Origin of the sequence: Paenibacillus mangrovi (assembly GCF_022898935.1) — a bacterium.
Taxonomy (GTDB): Bacteria; Bacillota; Bacilli; order Paenibacillales; family Paenibacillaceae; genus Paenibacillus_AQ; species Paenibacillus_AQ mangrovi.
This window is the reverse complement of sequence record NZ_JALIRP010000020.1, coordinates 1-21,553: the sequence shown is the minus strand read 5'-3', so window position 1 is coordinate 21,553 and position 21,553 is coordinate 1. Positions and strand designations below refer to the sequence as shown.

Annotated in this window: 19 protein-coding genes, 1 rRNA gene and 1 other RNA gene; 19 read left to right on the top strand and 2 right to left on the bottom strand. The window is 48.8% G+C overall.

All coding sequences use genetic code 11. The features are described 5' to 3' along the window. Window positions 1–27: 27 nt before the first annotated feature. On the bottom strand, window positions 28–2,079 hold the full coding sequence (locus MUG84_RS26260; protein WP_244731124.1) for a transglycosylase domain-containing protein: 2,052 nt from the start codon (window positions 2,077–2,079) through the stop codon (window positions 28–30). A 358-nt stretch (window positions 2,080–2,437) separates the two neighbouring features. Here MUG84_RS26260 and speE point away from each other — a divergent pair, with 358 nt between their 5' ends. From speE to argS, 4 genes are all read left to right on the top strand, one after another. Beyond that, entirely contained in the window at window positions 2,438–3,265 is an 828-nt protein-coding gene (gene speE / locus MUG84_RS26255) for a polyamine aminopropyltransferase (protein ID WP_244731123.1), read from the top strand. A 15-nt stretch (window positions 3,266–3,280) separates the two neighbouring features. Further along, on the top strand, window positions 3,281–4,150 hold the full coding sequence (gene speB, locus MUG84_RS26250; protein ID WP_244731122.1) for an agmatinase: 870 nt from the start codon (window positions 3,281–3,283) through the stop codon (window positions 4,148–4,150). A 160-nt stretch (window positions 4,151–4,310) separates the two neighbouring features. Next, window positions 4,311–4,736 carry a YwiB family protein gene (locus MUG84_RS26245; protein ID WP_244731121.1) on the top strand — a complete coding sequence of 142 codons (426 nt, stop codon included), beginning with the start codon at window positions 4,311–4,313 and terminating at the stop codon, window positions 4,734–4,736. Continuing rightward, entirely contained in the window at window positions 4,733–6,412 is a 1,680-nt protein-coding gene (argS, locus tag MUG84_RS26240) for an arginine--tRNA ligase (protein WP_244731120.1), read from the top strand. The genes MUG84_RS26245 and argS overlap by 4 nt, the downstream gene beginning before the upstream one ends. Window positions 6,413–6,481: 69 nt before the next feature. Here the strand turns inward: argS and MUG84_RS26235 are convergent, their stop codons facing one another. Further along, the gene (locus MUG84_RS26235) at window positions 6,482–7,648 is read right to left on the bottom strand and encodes a S8 family peptidase (RefSeq protein WP_244731119.1); all 1,167 of its coding nucleotides are present in this window, start codon (window positions 7,646–7,648) and stop codon (window positions 6,482–6,484) included. 503 nt (window positions 7,649–8,151) lie between these two features. Here MUG84_RS26235 and rpoE point away from each other — a divergent pair. The 15 genes from rpoE to MUG84_RS26160 all read left to right on the top strand — a co-directional run. Continuing rightward, complete coding sequence (gene rpoE / locus MUG84_RS26230; RefSeq protein WP_244731118.1) at window positions 8,152–8,706, top strand: DNA-directed RNA polymerase subunit delta; 555 nt, start codon at window positions 8,152–8,154, stop codon at window positions 8,704–8,706. Window positions 8,707–9,101: 395 nt separating this feature from the next. Continuing rightward, the gene (locus tag MUG84_RS26225; RefSeq protein ID WP_244731117.1) at window positions 9,102–10,706 is read left to right on the top strand and encodes a CTP synthase; all 1,605 of its coding nucleotides are present in this window, start codon (window positions 9,102–9,104) and stop codon (window positions 10,704–10,706) included. A 175-nt stretch (window positions 10,707–10,881) separates the two neighbouring features. Beyond that, entirely contained in the window at window positions 10,882–11,247 is a 366-nt protein-coding gene (locus MUG84_RS26220; protein WP_342346150.1) for a response regulator, read from the top strand. A 193-nt stretch (window positions 11,248–11,440) separates the two neighbouring features. Continuing rightward, window positions 11,441–12,295 carry a class II fructose-1,6-bisphosphate aldolase gene (gene fba / locus MUG84_RS26215; protein WP_244731116.1) on the top strand — a complete coding sequence of 285 codons (855 nt, stop codon included), beginning with the start codon at window positions 11,441–11,443 and terminating at the stop codon, window positions 12,293–12,295. A gap of 205 nt (window positions 12,296–12,500) precedes the next feature. Next, window positions 12,501–13,763, top strand: a complete 1,263-nt coding sequence (locus tag MUG84_RS26210) for a UDP-N-acetylglucosamine 1-carboxyvinyltransferase (RefSeq protein WP_244731115.1) — start codon at window positions 12,501–12,503, stop codon at window positions 13,761–13,763. A gap of 217 nt (window positions 13,764–13,980) precedes the next feature. Beyond that, window positions 13,981–15,324 (top strand): transcription termination factor Rho, encoded by a 1,344-nt coding sequence (gene rho, locus MUG84_RS26205; RefSeq protein WP_244731114.1) that lies wholly within the window; start codon window positions 13,981–13,983, stop codon window positions 15,322–15,324. A 28-nt stretch (window positions 15,325–15,352) separates the two neighbouring features. Next, window positions 15,353–16,633 (top strand): radical SAM protein, encoded by a 1,281-nt coding sequence (locus MUG84_RS26200; RefSeq protein WP_244731113.1) that lies wholly within the window; start codon window positions 15,353–15,355, stop codon window positions 16,631–16,633. A gap of 111 nt (window positions 16,634–16,744) precedes the next feature. Continuing rightward, window positions 16,745–16,942 (top strand): 50S ribosomal protein L31, encoded by a 198-nt coding sequence (gene rpmE, locus MUG84_RS26195; protein ID WP_244731112.1) that lies wholly within the window; start codon window positions 16,745–16,747, stop codon window positions 16,940–16,942. 214 nt (window positions 16,943–17,156) lie between these two features. Next, an RNA gene (ffs, locus tag MUG84_RS26190) (signal recognition particle sRNA large type) lies at window positions 17,157–17,424 on the top strand. A 229-nt stretch (window positions 17,425–17,653) separates the two neighbouring features. Continuing rightward, complete coding sequence (dnaX, locus tag MUG84_RS26185; protein ID WP_244731111.1) at window positions 17,654–19,405, top strand: DNA polymerase III subunit gamma/tau; 1,752 nt, start codon at window positions 17,654–17,656, stop codon at window positions 19,403–19,405. Between the two features lie 46 nt (window positions 19,406–19,451). Continuing rightward, window positions 19,452–19,763 carry a YbaB/EbfC family nucleoid-associated protein gene (locus MUG84_RS26180; protein ID WP_244731110.1) on the top strand — a complete coding sequence of 104 codons (312 nt, stop codon included), beginning with the start codon at window positions 19,452–19,454 and terminating at the stop codon, window positions 19,761–19,763. 27 nt (window positions 19,764–19,790) lie between these two features. Then, entirely contained in the window at window positions 19,791–20,390 is a 600-nt protein-coding gene (gene recR / locus MUG84_RS26175; RefSeq protein WP_244731109.1) for a recombination mediator RecR, read from the top strand. 142 nt (window positions 20,391–20,532) lie between these two features. Next, on the top strand, window positions 20,533–20,811 hold the full coding sequence (locus tag MUG84_RS26170) for a DUF2508 family protein (RefSeq protein WP_244731108.1): 279 nt from the start codon (window positions 20,533–20,535) through the stop codon (window positions 20,809–20,811). Between the two features lie 35 nt (window positions 20,812–20,846). After that, window positions 20,847–21,113 (top strand): pro-sigmaK processing inhibitor BofA family protein, encoded by a 267-nt coding sequence (locus MUG84_RS26165; protein ID WP_244731106.1) that lies wholly within the window; start codon window positions 20,847–20,849, stop codon window positions 21,111–21,113. A gap of 320 nt (window positions 21,114–21,433) precedes the next feature. Next, window positions 21,434–21,553, top strand: a 16S ribosomal RNA gene (locus tag MUG84_RS26160); the annotation flags it as partial.

Genomic DNA, 21,553 nt, shown 5'->3' with positions numbered 1-21,553 from the left:
CGCAGGAAGGCCTTTTGACATAAAGGTTTATTGGGTCAGCCACCGTTTGAAATCACCCCACCAGGAGTGCTCTTCAGGATTGCCAGTTTGTTCGTCAGGCTGCTTTTTCTCTCCCCCGTGAAGCGAACAGTATTCGGTAGGTTCTGTGCCGGCGATGAACACTTCAAGCTTCTTGTCCGGACAATCAGCGGTAGCCAGCTTGCCTGACGATTCATCCACATATACGGTCACCACCCCGCTTGGGATCGCAAAAATCTTTGGAGGCACACTTTCCAAAGCTTTTTCGGTGTACTGGGCAAAAATCGGTGCAGCCCGGTGTCCGTCGAGCGTTGTAATATCACGGCCTTTGTCATATCCGACCCAAACGGCTGTCGCCAGCTCCGGTGTATACCCGACCATCCAGGCGTCGGTATTCGTCGTGCCGGTTTTGCCTGCGACAGGACGCTTGATCATAGAGGAGACCCGGCTGCCGGTTCCCCCGGATTCGAATACACTTTCCATCAGATGCGTTAGCACATAGGCGGCCGCAGGATCGACCGCCTGCTCCCCGGTTGCTTCCGGGGCCTGATACAGCACTTCGCCTGCAGCATCCGTAATTCGAAGAACAGCGACGGGAGGCATGCGCTTGCCAGCGTTGCTCATCACGGCGAAGGCGGACGCCATCTCGAACGGACTGATGGGGGAGGTGCCTAGTGCCAGCGACGGTACGGGCCTAAGCGGGCTGACAATGCCGAGCTTCCGGGCCGTAGCAATGACGTTGTCGGCCCCTACCTTTAGGAGTGTATTCACCGCATAAATATTGTCCGAGGCTGCGATCGCCTCCTGCATGTTGATCTCGCCCAAATATTTTCCACCGAAATTGCTGGGCTGGTACGTCTTACGGTTATTGTCATAGTGGAAAAGGGTCGGTTCACTATTAAAGGTACTGAGTCCGGTCATCATCTTGGAAGACAAGGCGGTTAAATACATGACCGGTTTAAAGGAAGATCCCGGCTGGCGTGTTTTGGCGAGTGCATGGTTAAACTGGCTGGTTTTATAATTTTTGCCGCCGACCATGGCTTTGACATAGCCTGTACGGGGGTCAATGGATATAAGCGCCGTTTCCAGCTCGCTCTGGGAGTCCATGTTTTGAGCAACTGCACCCTCCGCTGCAGCCTGTGCATGGGCATCTAGCGTCGTATAAATATTAAGCCCGCCATGATCTAGCTGCTCTTCGGTGATGCCTAGCTGAGTCGTGACGAGATTTTTGACATAGTCGCGGAAAAAAGGAGCGGACACGCTTATCTGCTGCTGACCCTGCGGCTTGAAGAGCAGCGCCTCGGCTGCAGCCTGGTCTGCTTCCTGCTGCGTAATATCTCCAGTTTCCACCATGGTACCGAGAACAATCTTTTGCCGCTTCTTGGCATTATCCATATGGTTATATGGGGAATAATAGGTTGGGCCTTTCGGAATGCCAGCCAGCATGGCGCTTTCCGCTAGATCGAGCTGAGACGCTGGCTTGCCGAAATACATCTGCGAGGCAGCTTCAATCCCATAAGCCCCATGGCCGTAATAAATCTCATTCAGGTACATCTGCAGAATTTCGTCTTTGCTGTACTTCATCTCGAGTTGGGCAGTATACATGGCTTCCTTGATCTTACGGGTCCAGGTTTTGGCATGAGACAAATACAGATTGCGGGCAAGCTGTTGAGTAAGTGTACTGGCTCCCTGTGCCCGGTCCATTTCCTTCAGATTTACGAGGATCGCTCGGGCCATGCCTTTCAGGTCAAATCCGATATGGTCATAAAATTTCCGGTCTTCTACCGACAGTGTTGCTTGAATCAGTTTTGGAGAAATTTGTTTGAGGGGTACGGGATCATAGCTGCGTCCGCTTGCCGAGAAGGTCGCGATAATGCTGCCCTGGCTGTCGAGTAAGCGGGAATTGCGGTCGGCGTCGGCGACAGGAAGGCTTTTTTGATACAGATATCCCAGCAATATCCCCGCGGCAACAAGCGCGGCCATGGTCATGACCAGCATCAACTTGATGAATGCAGCAAACCGGCTCTTTTGTTTCGTTTTCTTATGACGTGGTTGCGGCATGCGCTCTCGCCCCTTCCATTTATATACATTTATTATGGGGAAGGAGATGCGGAGATATTCACAGGCAGGGATATAAACGCGTGGATAAAGGACAAATAACTGCAGAAATCGACGATTTCCAAGGAAGGCCATCTGCAATATTTTGTTATAAAAAGAGCGAGAAACTGTATCTTTACAGTTATTTCTTACATCGCGTATAATTCAAAGGATGTGTTTATACATCTATAGTTTGGTACAATGTAAAAGTATGAACTTTGTCTTATGACAAGGCGGGGATTCAGCCAGACCGGGAATCATCCGGGAGATCTAAACAACTGAATTAAATCCCCTCTATTCTAGCGGAAAGAAGGTAATAACGATGGAATTGTGGTTCACGGAGAAGCAGACCCCCGCTTTCGGGATTACGGCTAAAATCAAACAAACGTATGTAAATGAGAAAACCGATTTTCAGGATCTGGCTATGGTGGAGACTGAAGAATTTGGAAATATGCTTTTACTGGACGGTATGGTAATGACTACCGAGAAGGATGAGTTCGTTTATCATGAAATGGTAGCGCACCCTGTGCTCAATACGCATCCGAATCCTAAGCATGTGCTGGTTGTCGGCGGTGGTGACGGCGGCGTCATCCGCGAAATCATCAAGCATCCGGAAGTGGAAAAAGCGGTGCTGGTGGACATCGACGGCAAAGTTATCGAATATTCGAAAAAATATCTCCCGTCGATCGCTGGCAAGCTTGAGGATCCACGGGTAGAAGTTCATGTGAACGATGGTTTCATGCATATTCATGAACACAAAAACGAATATGACGTTATCATGGTTGACTCCACTGAGCCGGTAGGCCCTGCTGCTCCGCTGTTTGAGCGCGGTTTCTATCAAGGCATCTATGAAGCGCTGAAGGATGACGGTATTTTCGTGGCCCAAACGGACAACCCTTGGTTCAAGGCTGACCTGATTCAAAAGGTAAACAGTGACGTAAAGGAGATTTTCCCGATCGTGCGTGTATATGGCGCCAACATTCCTACTTACCCAAGCGGTCTGTGGACATTTACGATGGGCAGCAAAAAATATGATCCGCTCGAAGTAAACGAAGCGGATATTCCAGAAATAGATACGAAGTATTACACGCCTCGTCTGCATAAAGCAGCGTTCGTGCTGCCTAAATTTGTGGAAGATTTGACGAAGTAAGGGGGATTTCACACGATGAAACTGGATCAAGCTTACTCCGGCAATGTATTTATTTGCAGCTCCGAGGATTACGAAGGCTCCAAGGCCGTGATTTACGGCATGCCGATGGACTTTACCGTCAGCTTCCGTCCGGGATCGCGCTTTGGCCCATCCCATATTCGTCAGGCTTCCGTTGGTCTGGAAGAATACAGTCCTTACCTGGACAAAAGCATTGACGACATGACATATTTCGATGCCGGCGACCTGCTGCTGCCTTTCGGCAATGCGGCACGTAGTCTGGACATTATCCGCGAGTACGTAGGCAAGCTGCTGGATGACGGCAAATTCCCGATCGGTCTGGGCGGGGAGCATCTGGTGACCTGGCCGATCATCGAGCAGATGTACGCTAAATATCCGGATCTTATTCTGATCCATATTGATGCGCATGCAGATTTACGCGAGCAGTACGAAGGCGAGCCGCTTTCGCACTCTACGCCTGTCCGTAAGGCGGCTGGGCTTATGGGCGGCAAGAACATTTACCAGTTTGGTATCCGTTCCGGTTCGCGCGAAGAGTTCAAATTCGGCCATGATAACATCAACTTCCATCCGTTTGATGTGGCTGCACCGCTGAAGGAGGCCCTTCCGAAAATGGGCAATCGTCCGGTATACGTTACGATTGATATCGACGTATTGGATCCGTCCGCGGCTCCAGGCACAGGCACAGCCGAAGCGGGAGGCATCACCTCCAAAGAGCTGCTGGAAGCCGTGCACCTGATTGCAGGCTCTGCCGTTAACGTGGTAGGGTGCGATCTGGTAGAAGTGGCGCCGATCTATGATCCAACGCAGCAGACGCAAATCGTGGCAGCCAAGCTGATCCGCGAAATGCTGCTCGGTTTTGTAAAATAAAATTTGTTAAAAAGCACCTTTACGGGAAACAGGAGATACGGACGCAAGTCCGCCCTCGCTGAACGTAAGGGTGCTTTTTTATAAGCGGATATGGTTGAATTGAACCAGGGAACTGGATATAGTATTACAATAGGAAAGAACAGAATGGAGCCGTATACTTATGCAAGAAGCTAGAAGGGTCCGCGTTCGTCTTCAAAGCCGACATGAAGGTAAGAATGTGGTACAGGAAACAGAAGCTGAAGTGTTTGAACGCGGCGGTGCGCTCTATCTCAAATATGAGGAGCCGGAAGCGGATTTGCAGGGGAAGAAGACCCGGACGCTGCTGAAGATTACTCAAGATAGTCTGAAAATGATCCGTCACGGTGCGGTGGAATCGGAGCAAACCTTTCAGGAAGGACATATGCTGCCGGGTTTTTACCGCTCGCCATATACCTCATTTAATCTATCAACACAGACAAGCTCACTCAAGATCGAATGGGCCAGCGGGTCAACAGGCATGATTGCCTGGGCGTATGACCTTTACGTCTACGAGGAATGTACGGGACATTTCGACATTAGTTTGCATATACAGGAGGATAATCAATGACAACCAATCCATTAGAACATATTAACCAGCTGGTGACCGAAGCGCTTGCTGATGCCGTAGTCGCTGCAGGTATCGTGAGCCGTGAAGAGCTACCGGTTTTCGCGCTGGAAGTGCCGAAGGACAAGTCCCACGGGGATTTGGCGACAAATGCTGCGATGCAGCTGACACGGATTGCCAAGAAAAATCCACGCCAGATCGCCGAGGCGATTTTGGAGCATTTCGACATGAAGAAGGCTTCTATTGAAAAAGCTGACATTGCCGGCCCGGGCTTTATCAACTTTACGCTCAATAAAAGCTACCTGTACCCGGTGGTACAGCAGGTTCATGAACAGGGTGAGAACTACGGTCGCATTAGTCTGGGTCAAGGACAAAAGGTTCAGGTGGAGTTCGTCAGCGCCAATCCGACAGGCAGCCTGCATCTGGGCCATGCTCGTGGTGCAGCGGTAGGGGATGCACTATGTAATCTGCTCGACTTTGCGGGATATGAAGTGACACGTGAATATTACATCAACGATGCCGGCAACCAGGTGGAGAACCTGTGTAAATCCATTGAAGCCCGTTATCTGCAGGAGCTTGGACACAATGCCGAGATGCCTGAGGACGGATATCATGGTGAAGACATTAAGGGCTTTGCCAAGGAGCTAGTTGCCGAGAAGGGCGATTCTTTGCTACAGATGGACCCGGGAGAGCGCTCGGCGTTTTTCCGCCAGTACGGACTAGAAAAGGAGCTTAATAAGATCAAGCGCGATCTGAGCCGGTTCAGAGTCCATTTTGATGAGTGGTTCAGCGAAACCTCGCTTTATCAAAAAGGACTGGTTGTGGAATCCCTGAATGAACTGAAATCCAAGGGACAAGTATATGAACAAGACGGAGCAACATGGCTTCGCACCACCGATTACGGCGACGACAAGGACCGCGTGCTTGTGAAGAATGACGGCACCTATACCTATTTGACGCCTGACATCGCTTATCACCGCAACAAATACGAGCGGGGTTATGACCGCCTGATTAATATTTGGGGTGCCGACCACCATGGATACATCCCACGGATGAAGGCAGCCATGGAGGCCATTGGCTATGATCCGGAAAAATTGACGGTTTTGATTGCTCAAATGGTCAGCCTGTTCCAAAACGGAGAAAAGGTGAAAATGTCCAAACGGACAGGTAAAGCCGTCACGATGGAGGATCTGATGGAGGAAGTCGGCATCGATGCAATCCGTTATTTCTTTACTATGCGCAGCATGGATTCGCATCTGGATTTTGACATGGATCTGGCGATTTCGACATCTAATGAAAATCCGGTATTCTATGTTCAGTATGCGCATGCCAGGATTTGCAGCATCTACCGCCAAGCTGAGGAACAGGGCGTTACACTGCTGCCGCTGTCTGAAGTTGATCTCAGTCTGCTGAGTACCGAGCATGAATATGATCTACTCCGCAAAATCGGTGAACTCTCTGAGGAGATTGCTACAGCGGCTGCCAACTATGCACCACATCGTATGATCCGCTATGTCTATGACCTGGCGTCGCTGTTCCACAGCTACTATAGAGCACAGCGCGTCATTACCGAGGATGCTGCACAAACGCAGGCTCGTTTTGCCCTGCTGGGAGCGGTTCGTACAGTTATCGCCAATGTGCTTAAACTGGTTGGTGTAAGTGCACCGGAACAAATGTAAGATTGAAAAGAGAAAATTTGGTGAATCAGTTAAAAAGCCGTTCCTGCTGTCAGTCAGCAGGGACGGCTTTTAAGATTGTGAATTTAGCGGTTTTCTTTTCATGCCTTCCTTCAGCAGCTTGAGTGCATTGACTTCCAGCCCCTCGGTTGATCGCCGCTGTCCCTTTTTGCTTCGCAGCGGTGTGGCGGTTTCCAGAAGCAGAGCTTTGATCTCATCGATCTGTAGATCGGGATTCTGCGCAAGCAATAGCGCAATGGAGCCGCTCACATGGGAGGTTGCCATGGAAGTGCCGCTCATCTCGTGATATTTGCCATGAGTCCAGCATGAGATAATTTTGTCTCCAGGCGCATAAATATCAATAAACTCACCGCGGTTGCTGAAACTGGCGATGCGCCGGTGCCGGTCTGTTGCCCCAACCGAGATCGTTTGCGGGTATTTTGCTGGATAGTCGATGTTCCGCCGCTTTCCGTCATTGCCGGACGAAGCGACAATGAAGATGCCGGATAGGTAGGCTTTATTCACTATATCGAGCAAGGCCTTGCTGCGTGTCTTCATGCCAAAGCTCATATTGATGATATTCATGCGGTTGCGGATACACCAGTCGATTCCCTGAATGATGTCGGATACATAGGCAGAGCCGTTATGGTCAAACGCTTTGACCGGATAAATCGTGGCCCGCGGTGCTACACCGATCATACCCTTTGTACTGTTGGCAGCCGCAATTGTACCTGCGATATGAGTTCCATGGCCATTGTCATCGAATGGTATTAAATGCCGGTTCAGCAGATTGATCCCTTTTGCCAGCGATTCCCTGAGATCGGGATGGTAGTAGTCGGCGCCAGTGTCGATCACGCCGATTTTTACCCGGTATCCGGTTGAAGTAGACCAAGCCTTGGGGGCCTGTATTTGCTTGACGCCATAGGGAATGCCCGGGCCTTGATCGACTTTGTTTGGTAGAGTGTGCACCTGGATCAAGCTGTCTTCTTCGATAAGAATGTCATTTTTATAAGAATCCAGATGTTTTGTGTTGCCGATAAGGGGCGTCAAGACGGATTTCAGCAGATGGGACGACGATAGATCGGGCCAATCAGGATGGTGGGCTTTGAGTTCCTGCCATGTTTGTTGGAAACCGTCATAATGCCGGGGATTTACAAAAGTGAGTATTCGTTTGGCTCCGGATGGTGCGGGACTCTCCATGTTCTCAAGCAGCATCTGTATAAATCCGGTGTAGTCCATATTGGGCAGTCCCCCTCATAATGAACCCTGCTTTTGCATTGTATGTGAGAGGCGGCTGCTTCGAGTGGGAACTTGCCCTTTTTAAGGATATAGAAGTTATAAATTTTTAGTGGAACGAAAGTAATTCGATACTCGAGGGGAAAAGTCTGTCTACCTGGTATGTGCGCCCAATTACGTTTTTTATGGAAAATGGGTTCTACCTTAATGTCAAAAGCTGCACAAGGACATAGAATAAATGGAAGAGACGATTGCCGTTCTTTTCGAAATTCCCGGTGGGCAGGCCCTTTCGGGATGGATACAGTCAAAGGGCAGGGGCTACCCTGCCTTTTTTTGTTTGGATGGAGGTACGCTTGTTCACAACATTAAAACTTGCAATTTATTTCTAAATAGGTTTTACTTAGTTTTGATAATGGATATGTTGTTATAAAGTAGGATGTTATACGGGCTGAACAACTTCAAGATTTCCGTATAAGTGAACATTGCGTGAGAGGAAGTGTCCGTTAGTGAGTAACTCACTCCAATTAAAGCTGGACCCTGAAAAGATCAGGGAAATGCCATTGGTGGATTTGGCTTTTGCCGTACTGAAGGCAGCGAATACGCCATTTTATTATCTTGACCTGATGAAAGAGGTTGCCAAGCTTCGCGGCTTGACGGAAGAAGAAATTCAAGATACCGTTGCGCAGCTATATACAGAAATTAATATCGACGGCCGTTTTGCCTGCGTCGGAACGAATCTTTGGGGACTGAAACGTTGGTATCCGATCGACCGCTCCGAGGATCCGATTGCAAGCTCCAAGCGTCCGCGCATCATCAACGATGACGATGACGAGGATGAGGATGACGACTATGCTGATGAGGACGATAGCTTCAGCGTGGATGACAGCGACGAGGATTTCGACCGCATCGATGAGGACCATGACGATATCTACACCGACGAGGATTCCGAGGATGAGGCTGAGGATGACGGCATCATGGAAGAAGATCTCGACGAGGAAGAAGAAGATCTCGACGAGGATGACGAAGAATCCGACGACTCCGACGACTCTGACAAAGACTAATTATTAATACGTTTGTCTTTCTCTCTTGACAGGGAACAAGGCACAGAGTAAACTATTGCATGGGCTTATGATTGAGATTTAAATATGCGTAAAATAATAAAAAGTGCCCCGTCCTACGGGTGTCACTTTTTTTGTTTTTTGAGGCAAAATTTGCCTGTTTTTCAGGCGGTTTTGTCTCTGTAGAATGGACTTTTTTGTTAAAAGTTCACTCTATATAGATGCCGTATTACCCACTTTGTGCCATTTGATTTCAAATGGCGCATTGTTGTTCAAGCGGACGGTAAAAAGCAATAAACCAGCGCAGCTTTGTTTTCGTGTGGAATTCGCGAAAAAAGGTTACGCTAAACATCATATGTCGCCTGAATTTACTGGACTTTAATAGGAGGGTTTTTATAGTGACAAAGTATATTTTTGTGACGGGCGGGGTTGTGTCTTCCCTGGGTAAAGGGATTACTGCGGCTTCACTGGGCAGGCTGCTGAAAAACAGAGGACTCAAGGTTACGATCCAGAAATTTGATCCCTATTTGAACGTGGATCCGGGTACCATGAGTCCTTATCAGCACGGTGAAGTATTCGTTACCGATGACGGAGCCGAGACGGACCTCGATTTGGGGCATTATGAGCGTTTTATTGACATTAACCTGTCCAAAAACAGCAATGTCACCACAGGTAAAGTGTATTCGTCGGTGATCAGCAAGGAACGCCGCGGTGAGTATTTGGGCGGAACCGTTCAGGTTATCCCTCACATTACCAATGAGATTAAAGAGCGTGTATTCCGTGCAGGCCGCGAAGCGGGCTCGGACGTTGTTATTACAGAAATTGGCGGTACTGTGGGCGATATCGAGAGCTTACCGTTCCTAGAAGCGATCCGTCAGATCAAAAGCGAAATCGGCCGTGAAAATGTGATGTACATTCATGTCACGCTGATTCCTTACATTAAGGCAGCCGGTGAAGTGAAAACCAAACCGACCCAGCACAGCGTGAAGGAACTGCGCAGCATCGGGATCCAGCCGAACGTAATCGTATGCCGAACCGAGCATGAATTGTCTGCAGACATGAAGGCTAAGATTGCCTTGTTCTGTGACATTGACGAAAATGCCGTTGTGGAATGCCGCGACGCGTCGACCTTGTACGAGGTTCCGCTGAACCTGCGTGACGAAGGACTTGACGAAATCGTTGTGAACTACCTGAAGCTTACGACACCGAAGCCGGACATGACCGAATGGGAAAGCCTTGTGGACCGGATTAACAAGCTTGAGGAAACAGTGGAAATTGCCATTGTTGGTAAATATGTTGCACTGCATGATGCTTATTTGAGCGTGGTTGAATCCCTCTCCCATGCCGGATTTGATGCTAATGCAGAGGTTAAGATTCGCTGGGTGAACGCAGAAGAGATTACTGATGAGAACGTGGACGATCTTCTTCGTGGTATCGGCGGCATCCTGGTGCCAGGCGGCTTCGGCGACCGTGGTATCGAAGGCAAAATCTCCGCGATCCGTTATGCCCGCGAACGTCAAATTCCGTTCTTCGGCATTTGCCTAGGCATGCAGGTTTCGGTTATTGAATACGCACGTTCCGTTTTGGGTATGGAAGGGGCGAACAGCTCGGAGATCAACCCGGCCACTCCTTATCCTGTGATTGACCTGCTGCCGGAACAGAAAGATATCGAGGATCTTGGCGGCACCATGCGTCTGGGACTGTATCCGTGCAAGGTTGCCGATGATTCCCTGGCGATGAAATGCTACAATGATGAGCTGGTATACGAAAGACATCGTCACCGCTATGAATTTAACAACCAGTATCGTGAGGCGATTGAAAAAGCGGGGCTGCGCATTTCTGGTACCTCCCCGGATGGACGTCTGGTTGAAATTGTGGAGCTTCCAGGTCATCCGTGGTTCCTGGCTGTTCAGTTCCACCCTGAGTTTACGTCGCGTCCGAACCGCCCGCAACCGCTGTTCCGCGAGTTTGTCAAAGCATCGCTTAAACATAAATCCCTATAATTCGATATATAGCAATAATGGACCTCTCCGGAGGTCCTATTTTCATTTGTACGCATAGGCAGGAATTCGTAACTAGAGAGCGAATAACACTAATTGGATATATAGCGTATGGATTTAACATATAAAAAAGATTTAAGGGTACGGTAGGGTCAGGCTGAGTTGGGAGGTTTGCTTAGTGGATAAGAAGAAGGTTTTGATCGTCGATGACCAGAACGGAATCCGCATTTTACTAATGGAAGTGTTCAGCAGCGAGGGTTATACGACGTATCAGGCAGCCAACGGCAAAATCGCATTAGAGATCGTAGAGAATGATGCGCCCGATCTGGTTCTGCTCGATATGAAGATTCCCGGAATGGACGGACTGGAAATTTTGAAGCATATCAAGGAGATGAATCCGGATATCAAAGTCATTATGATGACCGCCTACGGTGAGCTTGATATGATCAAGGAGGCTACCGAGCTTGGGGCTCTAATGCATTTTACGAAGCCGTTTGATATCGATGAAATGCGCGTTGCCGTTAACATGCAGCTCAAACAATAGCCCCGTACAATTCGGGTAACGGACCCTGGATTCTGCTTAGGCAGAATTCTTTTTTTTGCCCGGGTGTATCATAGGACACAGCTTAATTTGAAATGCTTGTTTAGTATTTGTGACATGATGTGGTATAATAATTCCGAATGAGAGAAGTCGGCTAAAAACCATAGACAAAACAATACTTAGGAGTGAATGAACCATGCCATTAGTATCCATGACTGACATGTTAAACAAAGCACTTGAAGGCAAATACGCTGTAGGTCAATTCAACATCAACAACCTTGAATGGACACAAGCGATTCTTAGTGCTGCTGAAGAAGAAAAATCTCCAGTGATTCTTGGCGTATCTGAAGGTGCTGCCCGTCATATGAGCGGTTTCTATACAGTAGTAAAAATGGTCGAAGGCCTTATTCACGATATGAAAATTACTGTTCCTGTGGCAATTCATCTGGACCATGGATCCAGCTTTGAAAAATGTAAAGAAGCGATCGATGCCGGATTTACTTCCGTTATGATCGACGATTCCCACAGCCCAATCGAACAAAACATCGAAACGACTAAAAAAGTGGTTGAATATGCTCATTCCAAAGGCGTATCCGTTGAAGCTGAAGTTGGTACTGTCGGTGGACAGGAAGATGACGTTATCGGCGGCATCATGTATGCCAAGCTTGAAGACTGCGTTCGCATCGTAAAAGAAACAGGCATCGATACACTTGCGCCTGCCCTCGGTTCCGTACACGGTCCTTACCAAGGCGAACCAAATCTCGGATTTAAAGAAATGGAAGAAATCAAAAATGCCACTCACCTTCCACTTGTTCTTCATGGTGGTACAGGCATTCCTACGCATGATATTCAAAAAGCCATTTCTTTGGGAACATCCAAAATTAACGTAAACACCGAGAACCAAATCGAATTTACCAAAGCTGTCCGCGAAGTGCTCGCTGCAAAACCGGATGCATACGATCCGCGTAAATACATCGTGCCAGGACGCGACGCCATTAAAGCAACCGTTATTGGTAAAATCCGTGAATTCGGATCCAACAACAAAGCGTAAGACGCTTTTCATTGTTTCTGAACTTTACCGCATAAGAGAACTTAAGAGTGTTGTTTGAAGGAAGCGGGCGGCCCCTTCGGGGCTGTCCAATTGAATAGGTTGGAATGGAGAGCACACCGCTTAGCCGGTGTTTTTCCATTTCATAACCAAAATTGACACCAAACGATTTTGCTTCTGCGAAGTTTGTGGGGGGAAACTGAGACTTATGGAAAAATTGATGATTAGCGGTGGACGTCCACTGCATGGTACCGTAACAATCAGCGGAGCTAAAAACAGTGCCATTGCCCTGATACCTGCCGCGATTTTGGCCGAGTCCGAAGTAGTGCTCGACAACCTGCCTCATCTGAGTGATGTGGCTGTTTATGGCGAGATTCTGGAGGAACTGGGCGCGAAAGTAAGCTGGAAGGACAGTCAGATGAAAATTGACCCTTCCGATATCAAGTCGATTCCGATGCCGAACGGTCCTGTCAAAAAGCTGAGAGCTTCTTACTACATGATGGGGGCCATGCTCGGTCGTTTTAAGGAAGCTGTCATCGGTCTTCCAGGGGGCTGTAATTTCGAACCCCGTCCGATCGACCAGCATATTAAAGGTTTTGAAGCGTTGGGAGCAAAGGTTACTAACGAGCATGGAGCGATTCACCTTCACGCCAAAGAGCTGAAGGGCGCTAAAATTTATCTGGACGTATCCAGTGTGGGTGCGACCATCAACATTATGCTAGCGGCATCCAAAGCCAAAGGCTCTACAATTATTGAAAACGCGGCCAAAGAGCCTGAGATTATAGATGTAGCAACTCTTCTGAACTCCATGGGGGCAGTGATTAAAGGTGCAGGTACGGAAACCATCCGCATTGAAGGTGTTTCTGAGTTGCATGGCTGCCGTCACTCCATTATCCCGGACCGGATCCAGGCGGGCACCTACATGATCGCCGCAGCCGCCACCCGCGGAGATGTTTTGATCGACAACATTATTCCCAAACACCTTGAAGCACTCACGGCCAAATTGATTGAAATGGGAGTACACATCGAAGAATTGGATGAAAGCATCCGAGTTCTCGGTCAACCGAATTATGGGCATGTGGACGTGAAAGCACTGATTTATCCAGGATTTCCTACGGATTTACAGTCGCCGATGACCAGTCTGCTGACGCAGGCGGAGGGCGTAAGCGTTCTGAGCGATTTTGTCTATAGCAACCGATTTAAGCATGTACCCGAGCTTGTCCGCATGGGCGCTAAGATCCGGGTGGAAGGCCGTGCCGCGATTATTGAACGAAGCCGCCTGAATGCGGCCAAAGTGAAGGCGACAGATCTTCGGGCCGGAGCTGCACTGGTTATTGCAGGGCTTACCGTTGCCGATGGTATTACGGAAGTCAGCGGCGTTGAATTTATCGACCGAGGCTATGATCATTTGGTGACCAATCTTCGCATGTTGGGAGCAGACGTGTGGCGTGAAACCAAAGAAACAGAATAAGAATGTAATGCAGAAGGGGATTATGCATTTTTACGTTTTGTAGTCGAAATAACTATTTTGCAATAAAACTGCATATCTCCTTCTCATTTGGGTAATGCTATTCTAATAAGGATTTTTCAAGATTTACGTCAATAGACGTTTTTCTCATAGACTTATAGAAACATAAAAAGCTTAACGTTCGACTGAGGACTTATAAAATTGAATAGGTGGTTATTACATGGATTTACAAATTGCCGATTTGGAAGAAATGAAGCTGACCGATCTGTACAAGCTTGCCAAGAAGTATCAGATCCCGTACTACGGCCAGTTGAAGAAAAAAGAGCTGATTTTTGCCATCTTAAGAGCACAGGCGGAGCATAGCGGACTCATGTTCATGGAGGGTGTTCTGGAGATCCTCCCTGAAGGGTACGGCTTCCTGCGTCCTATCAATTACCTGCCAAGTACCGAGGATATTTACATCTCAGCTTCACAGATTCGCAAGTTTGATCTCAGGACAGGGGATCTGGTCTCGGGGAAATGCCGGACGCCGAAGGAAAATGAACGATATTTCGGTTTGCTGCAGGTTAATGCGGTCAATGGTGAAAGCCCGGAAACAGCCGCGGAACGCCTTCACTTCCCTGCACTCACACCTCTCTATCCGCAAAAGAAACTCGTGCTTGAAACATCCCCTAACCATTTGTCTACCCGAATCATGGATTTGCTCGCTCCCGTCGGTTTAGGACAGCGCGGTTTGATCGTTGCACCTCCGAAAGCAGGTAAAACGCTCCTCTTAAAAGAAATTGCCAACAGCATCTCTACCAACAATCCCGAAATTGAACTTTTTGTACTGCTTATTGACGAACGTCCTGAAGAAGTGACGGATATGCAGCGTTCCGTTAAAGGAGAAGTGGTTGCTTCAACATTCGACGAACTACCGGAGAACCATATCAAAGTGGCGGAGCTTGTTTTGGAGCGTGCACTTCGTCTGGTAGAGCATAAGAAAGATGTTGTCATTCTGATGGATAGTATTACCCGTCTGGCACGTGCCTACAACTTGGTCATTCCACCGTCCGGACGCACGCTGAGCGGCGGTATCGACCCGGCTGCATTCCACCGTCCGAAGCGCTTTTTCGGTTCAGCCCGGAACGTGGAGGAGGGCGGCAGCCTGACAATTCTGGCAACGGCGCTGATTGATACCGGTTCCCGGATGGATGACATCATTTATGAGGAATTCAAAGGAACAGGCAACATGGAGCTTCATCTGGACCGTAAATTGGCGGAACGCCGTATTTTCCCTGCGATCGATATCCGGCGCTCAGGAACGCGCCGCGAAGAAGTGCTGTTAACGAAGGAAGAACTGGATACCATTTGGGCGATCCGTAAAAATATGAATGAATCAGCTGATTTTGTAGAAGGCTTCTTAAAGAAGCTGCGTGATTGCAAGACCAATGCGGAATTTTTGGCATCCTTTGATGTCAGCAGCGTAGGTAACGGAAACGGCAAAGGAACCACCAGCAGCAACAGCAGCAGTGGCAACCGCCGGACATCAAGACCTGCTGCCGCATCTGTACCGCTGACTTAAACTTTTACGAACAAAGAGGAGAAACATCATGTACCTGGTGTATGCAGATGAAAAAGGCAATGTATTCGATCATCCATCGCTCTACGGGCTTGCCCGAAGCGGTGATATGATCGTGGAAATCTTGGAGGATGAACTGATTCCGCTACCTGATGGAGCCACGCTCGTGGGACTTCCTAACACGCGGGCAATCGGCATGGATCCCGAAACCGGGGAGATGATGTCGATGCCGGGGGATGCTCAAGCCGTAGGGGCGCTTCTTCCACAAGGTTTTACCCGGCTGTGTCTGCCCGGCTATGTGAAGACAGATAAGGAATACAAACTGCCGCTGTTCGGATATTCCGCAGTGGTATGGAAGGACGGCCGTTTCTATACAACCGCGCGTCTTTCGGATGATCCGGAGAAATGGAATCCACTTAATTGCGATCTGAATGAGTTGAAGCTGGGCGTAAAACAATTGACCCAGAAGTACCCGGATAATCGGCTGTACGAGCATTTATCCAATTGTGCCCTTGGCTATGAATGCCTTACCGCTTCGAACACCTTCCTGAATCGCTGGGAAGGGGCCGTCCCGGTGTCTTATTCTTGTAACGCGGGCTGTTTTGGCTGTATTTCTGAGCAGCCGGATGACAGCGGCTTTGTCGCGCCTCAGACACGTATGAATTTCAAGCCCAAGGTGGAAGAGCTGGTCCAGATCATGCTGGAGCATCTGAAAACACCGGAATCGATCATTAGCTTCGGACAAGGCTGTGAAGGCGAACCGTCCACACAGGCCAAGATTATTATTGAAGCCATGCGCGAGGTGCGTTCCATTACCGATATGGGTTACATCAATATCAACACCAATGCAGGTTTGACCGATTTTATCCGGGGGATTGTTGATGCCGGTCTTGATTTGATGCGCGTTAGCACGATCAGTGCGCTCGATGATCATTACAACGCTTATTACAAGCCGCGTAAGTACACGCTCGCCAATGTGGAGAAGTCCTTAAAGTATGCCTCGGATCAAGGGGTGTATACGTCCATTAACTACCTCATTTTCCCGGGCGTTACGGACCGTGAGGAAGAAATTGAGGCCATGGTGGAGTTTGTGCGCCGCACAGGTCTGAAATTGATCCAGATGCGTAACTTGAATATTGATCCGGAGAGCTATCTGGAATTGATTCCGCCTGCTAAAGGTGAGATCCTCGGGATGAAGCAAATGATTGAGATCTTCCAGGCCGAGCTGCCGGATGTCGTAATTGGTTCTTATACCCATGTACCACCAGAGGGCATGAGACGTCCTAAAAAGCCTATACTTGCGCGGGATTGACAGTTTTTGAGCAATTCGTTGATTATTGTATTTGTCCCTGTTATAATATATGTATTGTGTCATTATAACTCTGTGTACGCATGAGACTCAGGGCAAAAAGAGGTGAAAGACATGAAACAAGAAATTCAACCAAAATACCACGTAACTACCGTAACATGTGCTTGCGGCAATACGTTCGAAACAGGTTCCATTAAAGAAGATCTGCGCGTTGAGATTTGCTCCAACTGCCATCCATTCTTTACGGGCAAACAGAAATTCCTGGATGCCGGCGGCCGTGTTGATAGATTTAAGAAGAAATACGGTATCTAATACGTATACAACCAACCCCTTGTTCGTTTCGCGAACAGGGGGTTTTTTCTGTCTGGGAAAGGCTCGGTTTCGAAGTTGGGGGCTTCCTGATTTTTCAAATAAATTGTAAGCGAACAGCGGGAAAGCTGCGTACTGAGTGCACCGACAGACGTTTCTGCAGCCAACTTTTGGTGTGGGTTGCACTTTGCCTTGAAATGAACTATACTATTCCTTGCCGTGCTAGACGGGGAGGTAGCGGTGCCCTGTAACTCGCAATCCGCTATAGCGAGGTTGAATTCCTGTTAGAGGTTTTGTCGATGTGAGGTCTGGTCCCTGCGTGCAATGTTGACGGTTGGGTCCTCCGCAATGAGCACTTGTGAACCTGGTCAGGTCCGGAAGGAAGCAGCCATAAGCAAGCCCGCTCTTGTGCCGGAGGGTAGCCTAGCCCGAGTTGTTACTCAGGGGTGCCGCTTGGATCGCAATTATCAATAACAGGTGCACGGTATTACATATGATAAAATATCAGCATCTTTGTCCGAAGGGGCAAGGGTGCTTTTTATTTTGTTGTCCACAATACGGCCTATGAGTGTTCCGCGAGAATGGAATGGCCCAATTGTTAAAAAAAGCGAATACATCGATAGCGCGTAGACGTTTTGTATAGCGCTGGATTATAGTATAATGAATAAGCGACGAACGCACGCGTAAGTGGAAGTTGAAAGAGGGTATAGCGAAGTGAAACATATAGCGCTCTACCGTGCCTGGCGGCCGCAGTCGTTTCAGGACATGGTTGGACAACAGCATATTATTCAGACACTGCAGAACGCCATTCGCGAACAGCGGGTTTCCCATGCATACCTGTTCAGCGGTCCGCGCGGAACCGGCAAGACAACTGCTGCTAAGGTCTTGGCCAAAGCCGTCAACTGCGAAAGGGGCCCGGCAGCTGAGCCCTGCAACGAATGTGAGTCCTGCCGCAGAATTACGGCCGGTGCTGTCATGGACGTACAGGAGATCGATGCCGCTTCGAACCGGGGCGTGGAAGAGATTCGCGATTTGCGTGAGAAGGTAAAGTATGCGCCGACGGAAGTTAGACAAAAGGTGTATATTATTGACGAAGTGCATATGCTGACGACAGAAGCGTTTAACGCGCTACTGAAGACATTGGAGGAGCCGCCTCCGCATGTGATGTTTATTCTGGCAACAACGGAACCTCATAAGCTTCCGGCGACCATTATTTCGCGCTGCCAGCGTTTTGACTTCCGCAGGGTTTCCTTGGAAGAGCAGACGCAGCGGCTTCGGCAAATCGCGCAGGAAGAGGGAATGGAAGCTGATAATGAGGCTCTTCAATATATAGCCCGATTATCGGATGGCGGTATGCGGGATGCCTTAAGCATACTGGATCAGATTGCATCTTTTACAGGTGGTCATGTATCCTATGAACAGGTGCTGAGCATGACCGGGGGAATTCCCTCTGAGCAGTTTGGCAGACTGGCGGGAGCTATTCATAAGGGTGACGCGGGTCTTGTGCTCCAAATGGTGGAAGACTTTATGCAGGAGGGCAAAAGTGCCGATAAATGCATGGAGAACCTTCTATACTATTTCCGCGACCTTCTCATGATTCAAATGATTCCGAATGCTGACAAACTGACGGACCGGGTGCTGCATCCGGAGGAATACAAGGAGATGGCTGCTTCCTTTTCAAAACAGCAGTTGTTCCATATGATCGACACCTTGAACCACTACCAAAGTGAAATGAAATATGCTTCCCAACCGCAAACACTGTTTGAAGTGGCGCTTTTGAAGCTGTGCGGTATTCCGCAGGGAGCTTCAGGGATGGATCAGCAGCAGACGCAGCAGCATCAGGCTGCAGCACCTGCAGACTCCGCTGAGGTGAATCAGCTTAAGCGGCAGGTTGCCGCGCTGGAGAAGAAGCTGGAGAAGCTCATTCAATCCGGCTCAGTGCCTTCCGGAGCTTCATCTGGGGGATCCGCTCGATCATCTCATAGTGCTCCGGCGCCGAGGGTATCCTCTGCGGCCAAAATACCGCCGAATATGGAACAGTTCCTCGCTCAAAAGAGCAGTCCAGAGTTTGTGGAAGTACAGCGGCAATGGGGACAGGTTCTTCAGGGGGTCAAGGAAGAGAAAGTTACGGTTCACGCCTGGTTTATGGACGGGGATCCGGTATCGGTGCTTGAGGATGCTGTTTTGGTAGCTTTTAAAAACAATATCCACCGCGAAACGACGGAGAAACCTGCGAACAAACAGGTCATCGAAAGCGTGCTCCACGATAAGCTCGGCAAGCCTTATCATCTGGTTACCATGATGCAGAAGGATTGGGCTGCGGCGCTTGAGGGTGCCGGAACCCAGCAAAAAGAGGAATTGAAGCTCGAGCATGAGCATGATGAAGGCAAGGACCCAAACGCAAAGCCATGGATTGATGAGGCACTCCACATTTTTGGAGAAGATCTCGTGATCATAAAGGATTGATCCGCACGTAAGTGCACCCCAATAAGCCTAAGAGGAGACGATACGTATGAATAATATGAACCAAATGATGAAACAAGTGAAAAAAATGCAGGAGCAAATGCTGAAAGCTCAAGAAGCTCTCGCTGACAAAAAGGTTGAAGGCAGCTCCGGTGGCGGCGTGGTAACCGTAGAAGTGAACGGCCACAAAAAATTGCTGTCCATTACCATCAAACCGGAAGCCGTTGATCCAGAAGACGTAGAAATGCTGCAGGATCTTGTTATAACAGCTGTTAACGACGCGTTGACTAAAGCTGATGACATTGCCAATGCAGATATGGGCAAATTTACAGGCGGAATGAAAATCCCGGGCCTATTCTAATTTAGAGCTGAAGGAGAGGTCCGCGTTTTGTATTATCCCGAACCGATCGCTAAGCTGATCGACGCATTTACACGACTGCCGGGCATTGGGCCGAAAACTGCGGCCCGCCTGGCTTTTCACGTGCTGAATATGAAGGAAGACGACGTCATTGATTTTGCCAAGGCACTGGTCAGCGTGAAGCGCAATCTTCACTACTGCTCGGTTTGCTGCAATATCACAGATACCGACCCTTGCCGGATTTGCCAGGATAAAACGCGCGATTCATCCGTTATCTGTGTGGTACAAGATCCTAAAGATCTTGTGGCCATGGAACGTACCAAAGAGTTCAACGGCTATTACCATGTCCTTCAGGGTGCCATTTCACCAATGGAGGGTATCGGACCCGATGACATCCGTCTAAAGGAGCTGCTGACACGCCTCAGCGATGAACGCGTAAAAGAGCTAATTTTGGCAACGAATCCGAACATTGAAGGCGAAGCGACCGCGATGTATATTTCACGGCTTGTACGCCCGTTTGAGCTCGTTGTCACGCGGATTGCGCATGGATTGCCGGTGGGCGGCGATTTGGAATATGCGGATGAAGTAACGTTATCCAAGGCTCTGGAAGGCCGGCGCCAATTAAACTGATTGTTTTAGTTGAATACAAGCTGCAGAGGGAAGTCCTGATCAGGGCTTCCTTTTTTTGTTCTAAGTTTGTCCCCCGAGCCGTATGAATGAAAATGGAGAGCGCGAAATGAAACTTCACCATTTTCAGGAGGGGGCGTTACATATGGCATGGTTTCGCAGTAAAGAGCCAAAAATACCTGCATGGCAGCTTAAGGAGAAGCAGAAGGAAGAGCTGGAAGTCTATATGGACGTGCGGAAGGCCCAGACAGAGTGGGAGCGGGCAAGGATGTTATTCGAAGAGGCAGAAGGTGAGGAACAGATCGACTATGCGATTTATATGCTTGAGGCGGCGGAACGGAAGTATCAGATGAACTTAAGAGTGGCTAAGCGGATAGGCCTTAATCGAGCACAGCTGCCGGTGCACCTCAGAGTGGAAGCTTGAGAAACGGGCAGGATTGAATAAAAGGAGGGGAAAGCATGAGATTAGCCGTTATGGGAGTTATGATCGTATCATTACTGCTGCTCTTATTTATTATCGTGCGTAAGAAGATTGGGTTTGGCTGGCTGACGGCCTTTGGAACGCATATGGTGCTCGCAGCGCTGGGGTTGTATCTGGTCAATTTCTCCGGCTTAATGCCGGAAGTCTATATCCCGTTAAATCCGACAACAGTGGGAACTGTCATGGTACTCGGCCTTCCGGGAGTGGCTCTTCTGTACAGTTTGAAAATTTCTTTGATGGGGTAGTTGACGTACACCTTCAATCTATGGTAAATTAATTCTCGCCCCTTTCAAAAAGGTACAAGCTTGCCGGACCGGTAAGCAAGTAAGAAAAAAAGATTTAAAAAAAGTACTTGACGAAATGCTGGGCAACATGATATATTATAAGAGTTGCTGCTGAGCTAAACGAGCGGTAACGAAAACGAAAGAATTTGATCTTTGAAAACTGAACAACGAGTGAGATACAGGCTTCAGCAATGAAGTCAAAACGCAAAGCAGTTCGGTCCCCGAACTGTGGAGCGCAAATGAGATTTAAATCTCGTCAGATTCAAAATGAGTCACAAACTTTCTTGGAGAGTTTGATCCTGGCTCAGGACGAACGCTGGCGGCGTGCCTAATACATGCAAGTCGAGCGGACTTGATGAGGAGCTTGCTCCTCTGATGGTTAGCGGCGGACGGGTGAGTAA